This is a genomic window from Streptomyces capoamus (assembly GCF_014654935.1).
GTDB lineage: Bacteria > Actinomycetota > Actinomycetes > Streptomycetales > Streptomycetaceae > Streptomyces > Streptomyces capoamus.
On sequence record NZ_BNBF01000001.1, the window covers coordinates 342,843 to 350,962 of the forward strand.

6 protein-coding genes are annotated in these 8,120 nt (G+C 75.3%); 2 read left to right on the forward strand and 4 right to left on the reverse strand.

Annotation, left to right across the window (positions count from 1 at the left end):
* A partial coding sequence (locus IE312_RS38475; protein ID WP_229898867.1) for a hypothetical protein occupies positions 1–2,698 on the forward strand: 2,698 nt, incomplete at its 5' end.
* A 13-nt stretch (positions 2,699–2,711) separates the two neighbouring features.
* Here the strand turns inward: IE312_RS38475 and IE312_RS01655 are convergent.
* The 4 genes from IE312_RS01655 to IE312_RS01670 form a co-directional block, all read right to left on the reverse strand.
* A complete protein-coding gene (locus tag IE312_RS01655; protein ID WP_189977559.1) occupies positions 2,712–5,150 on the reverse strand; it encodes a right-handed parallel beta-helix repeat-containing protein in 2,439 nt (812 codons plus the stop codon).
* 182 nt (positions 5,151–5,332) lie between these two features.
* Positions 5,333–5,938 (reverse strand): Rv1733c family protein, encoded by a 606-nt coding sequence (locus IE312_RS01660; protein WP_189977561.1) that lies wholly within the window; start codon positions 5,936–5,938, stop codon positions 5,333–5,335.
* 67 nt (positions 5,939–6,005) lie between these two features.
* Entirely contained in the window at positions 6,006–6,872 is an 867-nt protein-coding gene (locus tag IE312_RS01665; protein WP_189977563.1) for an MOSC domain-containing protein, read from the reverse strand.
* A 42-nt stretch (positions 6,873–6,914) separates the two neighbouring features.
* Complete coding sequence (locus IE312_RS01670; RefSeq protein ID WP_189977565.1) at positions 6,915–7,352, reverse strand: DUF6643 family protein; 438 nt, start codon at positions 7,350–7,352, stop codon at positions 6,915–6,917.
* Positions 7,353–7,660: 308 nt separating this feature from the next.
* On the opposite strand from IE312_RS01670, the gene IE312_RS38480 reads away from it, so the two are divergent.
* On the forward strand, positions 7,661–8,120 hold a 460-nt coding region (locus IE312_RS38480; RefSeq protein ID WP_229898963.1), incomplete at its 3' end, for a TerD family protein.

An 8,120-nucleotide genomic window follows, 5' to 3' on the forward strand; every position in this document is an offset into this window, starting at 1 on the left:
GCTGTTGCTGCTGCCGTTCATGGTGGTCAACCTCGCCCACTGGATGCGGCCCGCCGGGCCCGCCCGGCCCCGGACCGTCCGGCTCTACGGCCTCCTGGTGCGCCTGGCCGCCCTCACCCTGACCGTGCTGCTGGTGGCCGCGGCCTGCGAGGTGGCCCTCGACCTGGTCGCCTGGCAGTGCGCCGGCACCCACGCCTGTGTCCGCCGCCGCTCCTGGCTGGCCTTCCTGGAGCCCGCCGGCCCCGGGGCGCCCGCCGGATCGGGCGGCTGGTGGAGCACACCGGGCCGCCGCATCGCCCTCGCCGCCGCCCTCCCGACCGCGCTGACGGCCCTGCTCTGGTACCTCTCGCACCGCACGTGGCGCGCCTACGAATCCCACCAGCCACTGTCCGCCGCCCCCCTGCCGGGCCCGGACGGCGCCAGCCCCGGCCCGGACGGCGCCCGGCCCGGTCCCGACGGCGCTCACCCCGGCTTCGTCGGGGCCCGGCCCGGTCCCGACGGCGCTGACCCCGGCTTCGACGGCGCCCGACCGGGCCCGGACGGCGCCCGCCCGAACGTCGGTGGTCCCGGGCGCGACACCCGGAGCCCCGTGCCGGGCGCCCATGGGCTCGACCTGGAGACCGGGATGCCGGTGCCGGACGTCCGTGAACCCGCGCCTGAATCCGACGGCGTCCGGCCGGGCACGGGTGGTCGGGTGCCGGGAGTCGATGGGCTGGTGCCGGGGGCCGGGGGCGTCCGGCCGGGCTCCGGAAGTCCGGTGCCGGGGGGCGGTGGGCCCGTGCCGGGGTCCGGGGACGTCCGGCCGGCCACGGGTGGTTCGGACGGGGACGCCCAGGGCCCCGTGCCGGGAGCCCAGGGCCTCGACCCGGACGACGGCATCCCCGTGCCCGGCGCCCACCCGCCCCCGCCGGACGGTCACGGCCCCGAGCGGGGTGTGCCGACGGTGCCGCCGCAGGCCCCCGGTCCCGCGCCGGACACCCACCGTCCCGGACCAGGCTCCGCCGGACCCGAGCGGAGCCAGGACGGCCCCACCCCGCACGGCAGTGCGCTCGCGCGGCCCGGGTTCTGGTACGGGCGGCGGCTGGTCGCGCGGTTACGGGCGGCGCACACCGCGGCCGGGCTGCTCACCGTGGCCGGTGCCGTCGTCGTGCCGGCCGTGCGCTTCGATCACCGCGGCGCCGGGCCCGCGCCGCTGGACCTGCTCGGCCGGCTGCTGACCGCGGCCCTGCTCGTCTGCGCGACGGCGGTCGTGGTGGTGGTCTGCCGCCGGGGCCGCAGTGAGTGCCGGCTCGACCAGCGGCTCGACCGGCACCTCGTGCGCGCCCTGCCGCTCGCCGCGCTGGCCCTGCTGTTGCTCGGCGTGCTCTACGCCGGCTGGTCCCGGCCCGGCTGGCGGTCCACGGGCCGGCTGCCCGGCGACCCGGCCTTCGGTGCCCTCATGCCGGCCCAGGGGCTGCTCGTCCTCGCCCTCGCGGCCGTGGCCGGGTACCTGCACCGGCGCCGCCCCGATCCCCGCGCCGGCATGCGCGGCCTCGGCGGTCCCGCCGTCGCGCTGCTCGCCTGCGCACTCGGCGGAGTGATCTCCGGCGGGGTCGCGCAACGGGTCGCCGACTGGCTGGACGGCACCCGTGCCCTGCTTCCCGGGCCGCCCGTCCTGCTGACCTGGCAGGCGTCCGCCATCCCGCCGCTCCTGGTGGTCCTGCTCCTGCTGACCGCCGCGCTGGCGACGCGCACCGCACGGCTGGCCCGCGCCGAACGCGACCGGGTCCGCGGCGAGCACCCCGGCGAACCGGAGGACCGGTCCCGTACCCGCGCCATCGCCCACGCCCGGGCCATGGCCACCCTGACCGACCGGGCGCCCCTCGTGCTCGCCGTGGTCACCGCCACCACCCTCGTCCTGGGCAGCGCGGCCCTGGCCGGAGCCCTGGCCACGGGAGAGACCCCCGTCGGGGCGGCCCGCCACTGTCACCACCTCGTCCGGGCGGTGGCCGAGACCTCGCAGGCGCTGGGCTCCTGGCTGGTCGGACTGGGCGTCCTGCTGTTCGTGACCTGGGGCCGCCGCGCCTACAAGGACGCCTCGGCACGGCGCACCATCGGCATCCTCTGGGACGTCGGTACCTTCTGGCCCCGCGCCGCCCACCCGTTCGCCCCACCCTGCTACGCCGAACGCGCGGTACCGGACCTGACCTGGCGCATGGCCACCTGGACCCGGCGCACGGGCGGCCGGCTCGTCCTGTCCGGCCACTCCCAGGGCAGCGTCCTCGCCGCCGCCGCGGCCTGGCAACTGCCGCCGTCCGTCCGCGGCCGGGTCGCCCTGCTCACCTACGGTTCCCCGCTGGAGCGGCTGTACGGCCGCTGGTTCCCGGCCCACTTCGGCCCGCCCGCGCTCGCCGCCCTGCACCACGACATCGCCTGCTGGCGCAACCTCTACCGCCGCACGGACCCCATCGGCGGCCCCGTCCGTGCCCCCGTCCGTGTTCCCGACACCACGGTGGTGCCCGAGGTGGACCACGCGCCGCTGCGGGACCCGCTCGCCTACGGCCGCAGCCTCGACCACCCGCTCCCGGCGCCCGTCCTCGGCCACTCCGACTACCAGTCGGACCCTGCCTTCACCCGTGAACGGTCCCGCCTCCTGACCCGCCTGCGCCTGAGCCCGTGGCCGCCGGACCGGGTGCCGGACCAGGCAACCCGGTCCTGAGACCGCGCACCGTTCAGGGCAGCTCCGGCAGGTCCTCCGCGTACAGCAGGGTCAGGTCGTCGGTGGTCGGGTCGGCCAGCTGGGCGACCCGGCTCGCGTGGCGTTCCACCATCGCCTCGAACGTCTGCCGGGCGGTCCGGCCGTTGCCGAACGCCGGGCCCTTCGGGAGCTGCGTGAAGTACTTCAGCAGCGCCTCGGCCGCCCCCGGAGCCAGCCGGTACTCGTGCTCGTCGGCCTGTTGCTCCACGATCCGCAGCAACTCCTCGGGACCGTAGTCGCCGAAGGTGATGGTGCGGGAGAAGCGGGAGGCCACGCCCGGGTTGACGGACAGGAAGCGTTCCATCTCCGCGGTGTACCCGGCGACGATCACCACCACCGCGTCCCGGTGGTCCTCCATCAGCTTCACCAGCGTGTCGATGGCCTCCTTGCCGAAGTCCCGCCCGGCGTCCTGCGGGGACAGCGCGTACGCCTCGTCGATGAACAGCACACCGCCACGCGCCCGTTCGAAGGCCTCCTGGGTGCGGATCGCCGTGGAACCGATGTGCTCGCCGACCAGGTCGACCCGGGACACCTCCACCAGGTGGCCCTTCTCCAGTACGTCCAGCGAGGCGAGGATCTCGCCGTAGAGCCGGGCCACCGTCGTCTTTCCGGTGCCGGGGGAGCCGGTGAAGACCAGGTGCCGTTTCACGGAGGCCGCCTTCAGGCCCGCCCGCTGCCGGCGCCGGCCCACCTCGATCATGTCGGTGAGCGCCCGCACCTCGCGCTTGACGCTCTCCAGGCCCACCAGCGCGTCGAGTGCGCCGAGCACGTCCTTCGGCGTGCGCTGCGCCTGCTCCGGCTGCGCGGGGACGTCCGGCTGCCGCTGTTCCGCCGCCCGCTGTCCCGGCAGGGAGCCCAGCAGGCCGGCGGACTGCGGCACCGTCTGCACGGCCGCCTCGCGGGCCGCGGGTGCCCGCAGACCGCCGCTCTCGTCGCTGGTGCAGTCCTCCACGACCGGCCCGGTGCCGGCACCCGCGTCCGGGCCGCCTTCGGCGAACTCGTACCCGCCGCGCGCGCACCGCTCCGTGCGGCACTTGCGCAGCGTCGTACGGCAGCCGTCGATCACATGGAAGCCGTACCCGCCGCTGCCGGTCACCCGGCAGTTCAGGAAACTGCCCCGGCCGCCCGCCGAGACGTAGAAACCGGCCTCGGCGGGGGAGTCGACCGTGCAGCGCTCGATCGTCGGGTCGGCGCCCTTGGTGACGATCACGCCCGTCTGGGTGCCTGCCACGGTGCAGTTGTCGAGCGTGCCGCCGCTGCCGTGGTCGCGGAACCAGGCGCCGGTGGCGGCCTCCCTGATCCGGCAGTCGTCCAGCTGCGCGGTCGCCCCGTCGCTCACCGACACGGCCGTGTTGCGCACCTGGAACAGGTCGCTGTCGACCACGTCCGCCCGGGAGCCGCGGTCCAGCACGAACAACGCGTCCGGCACGTCGTGCACCCGGCAGGAGTCGAGCACGGCCGTGGCCCCGTCGCTCACCCAGACCGCCGGGTAGTCGCCGGTGCTGTCGAAGATCTCGCACTGGTTGGCGTCCACCCGGGTCCCCGGATCCCACACCGACAGGCCGTTGCGCCCGAACTGACGGACCGTCGTCCGGGTCAGCGTGAGCACCGACCGCGAGCGCAGGTCGACCGCGTTCTCCGGGATGTCGTGGATGCGGCAGTCGGCGAGGGTGAGCACCGCGTCGGTGTCCAGGGTGATGCCGTCGGCGGTGGTGCGGTGCACATCGCAGTCCGTCAGGTGCGCGGTGGCCCGCTGGGCGACCTGCACCCCGGACCCGCGCACCTCGTAGACCTCGCACCCCACCGCCTCCAGCGAGGAGTGCTCGCCGGTGACGGTCAGTCCGGTGCCGGAGGCGTGGTGCACCCGGCAGCGCTCCAGGCGCGGGTGGGCACCGCCGTGCACCGCCACGCCCGCCTGCCCGGCCGCGACGATCTCGCAGCCCTCGAACACCCCGCCCGCGCCGTCCAGTACGGCGACACCGATGCCGGCCGGGTTGTCGACGGTGCACCGGCGCACGGTCGGGCGGGCGCCGCCGCGCACCTCGATGCCGGCGGCCGACCGGGTGACGATCCGCAGGTCCGTCAGCTCGGGAGTGCCGTCCTCGACCAGCACCGCGGGCGCCGCCGCGTCCTGGCCCTCGACGTGGACGTCCTGCACGACGGCCGAGGCCCGCACCGTGAGCGGCACCCCGTCCACGGGCGCGATCCGGACCGAGCCGGGGGAGCCGTCGGGCCCACGGAGCGTCACCGTCCGCTGGACGACGAGGTTCTCCCGGTAGGTGCCGGGGGCGATCGTGAGGACGTCGCCGTCGGCGGCGGCCTCCAGGGCGGCGGCGAGCGAGGCGTACTCACCCGTGCGGCGCCGCCACCGCGAAGTACCGGTGTGCGTCACCTGGACCGTGCCCTGTGCCATGGCGTTGCCGTGCCCCCACCTCGTCGTACTGATGGCTCGCTGCCCGCCCGGGTGCTGCCGCCGGTGCCCGGGCACCTGCGCGCCTCCGGGGTGCACGCACCCGCGGGCTGTCACCGATTGCGCTGCGGCCGGTCCACCGTAGCGTGTGCGTGCGCGCCCGGTTGACCAGAGCCGCAAGGCCGTCAGCTGCCGGTGCCCGCCTTGCCCCAGTCCGGGCCCGCGCGGTCCCACGCCTGGTCCCAGCGCGCGTACCGCCGGCGGACCATGCGCCACACGGTCAGGCGCCGGCCGCCCTCGACCAGGCCCGCCGTCAGCAGGGCCGTGCCGAGCCCGGCGAGCACCGCGTGCACCGTCGCCGTGGCGGAGTCCAGCGGCCGGGTCGTTATTCGGCCGTGCGGGTCGGTCCACAGCCCGAACCGGTCCCCGCGCCGGGGCGACTTCGAGGCCACGAGGACCGGGCCCTGCTGCGCGGTGCCGTCCGGCCCCGTCCAGCTCGCGAGGACGCGGCTGCGGGTCTCGCGCGCGGAACTGGTGTCGGGGTCGGTCTCCGGCATGACTCCGCCCAGATCCCGGACCACGGTGGCCGTGACCAGGTGGCGCGCGTGCTGCTGGTGCCGCGCGGACCGCTGGAGCGAGTCCTGGGCGGCGACGCCGACCAGGCAGCCGGCCACGGGTGCGGCCACCGCGATCAGCAGGAGCGCCACGAGGGCGACCCACGCCTCGACCAGATCGGTCGTGCGGCACAGCGGATTGCTCCGCCAGCGCCACAGCCCCCTGAGTGCTCGCACGTCCCACCCCCTCCCGGTCTCACCCACTCAACGGCCGGGAGACGCCCCCGGGTTCCCGGCCGACGGATCATCGCCGGCCGCTCTCCGGCCGCCTCTCCGGCGCCGGCGTCCGTTCCAGCACCCGCACCGGGTCGCCGACCGCGATCGTGCCGGGGGACAGGGGCACGAGGTTCTGGCCGAACAGCAGGCTGCCGTTGATCCGGCGGTGGCGTGCCAGCGTGAACAGCGGCTCCCTGCCGCGCGCCGCGGTGGTCTGGTCGGTGGTGGTCACGACGCACCGTGCGCTGGGCTTCACGACCCGGAAGACGACCTCGCCGATGGCGATGCGGGTCCAGTGGTCCTCGGCCCAGGGCTCGGTGCCGGCGACGACGACGTTGGGCCGGAACCGGTTCATCGGCAGCGGCCCCTCGTGGGCGTTCGGGCCCTCGGCGATCGCGGAGTTCACGGCCTCCAGCGAGGCTGCCGCGGTGACCAGCAGGGGAAAGCCGTCGGCGAAGCTGACCGTCTCCCGGGGCCGTGCGTACGCGGGGTCGACGGGACGGCGGGTGGCCGGATCGTCCATGTGGACCAGGCGGACCGCGGTCGCGAGCCAGGCGCTGCACCAGGCGTGCGCCGCCGCGTCGGCAGGGACCGCCTCCACCTTCGTCCCGAACACACTGAGCGGTACGGTCGCCGCCGGCTCCGGCACCTCCACCGTCAACGGGGCAGCGCCGGGCGCGGACAGACGAATGCCGCCGCCGGCCAGAGGCTCGGCGGCGGCCAGTGCGAGGCGCGGCTGCTCCCGCTGTGTGACGACCTTTCCCCCGTCGTCGATCAACGTCCAGCGTCGGTCCCCGGCCAGCCCCCAGGGCTCCACCACGGCCTCCCGGGGCGAGACGCCCCGGAACGCCTTGACAGGATGGACGTGGATCGACTCGACTGCGGCGTTTCCCATGCCGTCCATCGTGCCAGGCGGCACCGACAGCCGGGATCCGCCTCAGTAGCCGCGGTACTGCTGGTTGTTGTACGGATCCTGGTAGGGCGCCGGCGCGGGCCGCGGGGCGGCCGGGCGCATGGCCTCGTACCCGTTGCCCGGCGCCATCGGCCGCTGCTGCATCGGGGCCTGCTGGCCGGGATAGCCGCGCGGGGCGCTCGCCTGCTGCGGGATGTACGCCGTCGGCGCCTGCTGCAGCGGCGCGGGCTGCGGCGCCTGCGGGTAGCCGTAGCCCGGGGCCTGGTGGGACGGGGCCGCCGGGAGGGCGGGGAGGGCCGACGGCAGGGCAGGCAGGCTGCTGCCCGTGTCGTAGGCGGCGGGGACCCGGATCGGGGCGATCTGCGGGGTGCCCCGCTCGGCGACGAGCGAGTCGTAGATCGGGGTGTCCGGGAAGGAGGCGGAGTAGTAGCCGCCGCCATAAGTGGAGCGGGGGGAGGTCATGGCACATAAGTTAAGCCCACGATGTGCTGGTTGGGGAGACCGATAAGAGGGTTGATTTCCGTGTCGCCCGTGGCTCGGGATCCCCAATGCGAGCGAACTCGGCAAAAAAGGACGCGGATCAACGTTTGGATCGTGTAAAAGCCGAGTTCCTTCGGGGTTACCGGCGGTTGACCGGCGATCTTGTCGTGCCGTTCATGGCCGTGTGCCGTGCCCGGGAATAGGTTGGGCGGGTAGGGACGCGCGGGCAGGGAGCCACGGCCCGGAGGGCGGAATCCGGGAGCCGACACGTGATGGGGGCGTACATGTCAATGTCGAAGGGATCGAACACGCCGGTGCCGACCACGGCGCTGCGCGTCGAACTGGGCTGGCGCTCCGGGCCCGGGGTGCCGGACGCCGACGCCTCCGCGCTGCTGCTCGCCGCCGGAAAGGTCCGCTCCGACGAGGACTTCGTCTTCTACAACCAACCCGCCCACACCTCCGGCGCGGTGCGCCACGAGGGCAAGCGGGCGGCGGGCGGACGCGTCACGGACACACTGCTGGCCGACCTCGCGCGCGTGGAGGACGGCATCGAGCGGATCGTGCTGGCCGCCTCCGCGGACGGCGGGACGTTCGGTCAGGTACCGGACCTCTACATCGAGGTGACCGACGCGGCCACCGGCCAGGTGGTCGCCCGCTTCGACAGCGCCGGCGCGACCGTGGAGACGGCCTTCGTGCTCGGCGAGTTCTACCGCCGCCAGGGCGGCTGGAAGTTCCGTGCCGTCGGCCAGG

Bases quoted from the DNA above. Each gene is read 5' to 3' on its own strand.
- IE312_RS01655 (WP_189977559.1), bottom strand. From the start codon at position 5,150: ATGGCACAGGGCACGGTCCAGGTGACGCACACCGGTACTTCGCGGTGG.
- IE312_RS01665 (WP_189977563.1), bottom strand. From the start codon at position 6,872: ATGGGAAACGCCGCAGTCGAGTCGATCCACGTCCATCCTGTCAAGGCG.
- IE312_RS01670 (WP_189977565.1), bottom strand. From the start codon at position 7,352: ATGACCTCCCCCCGCTCCACTTATGGCGGCGGCTACTACTCCGCCTCC.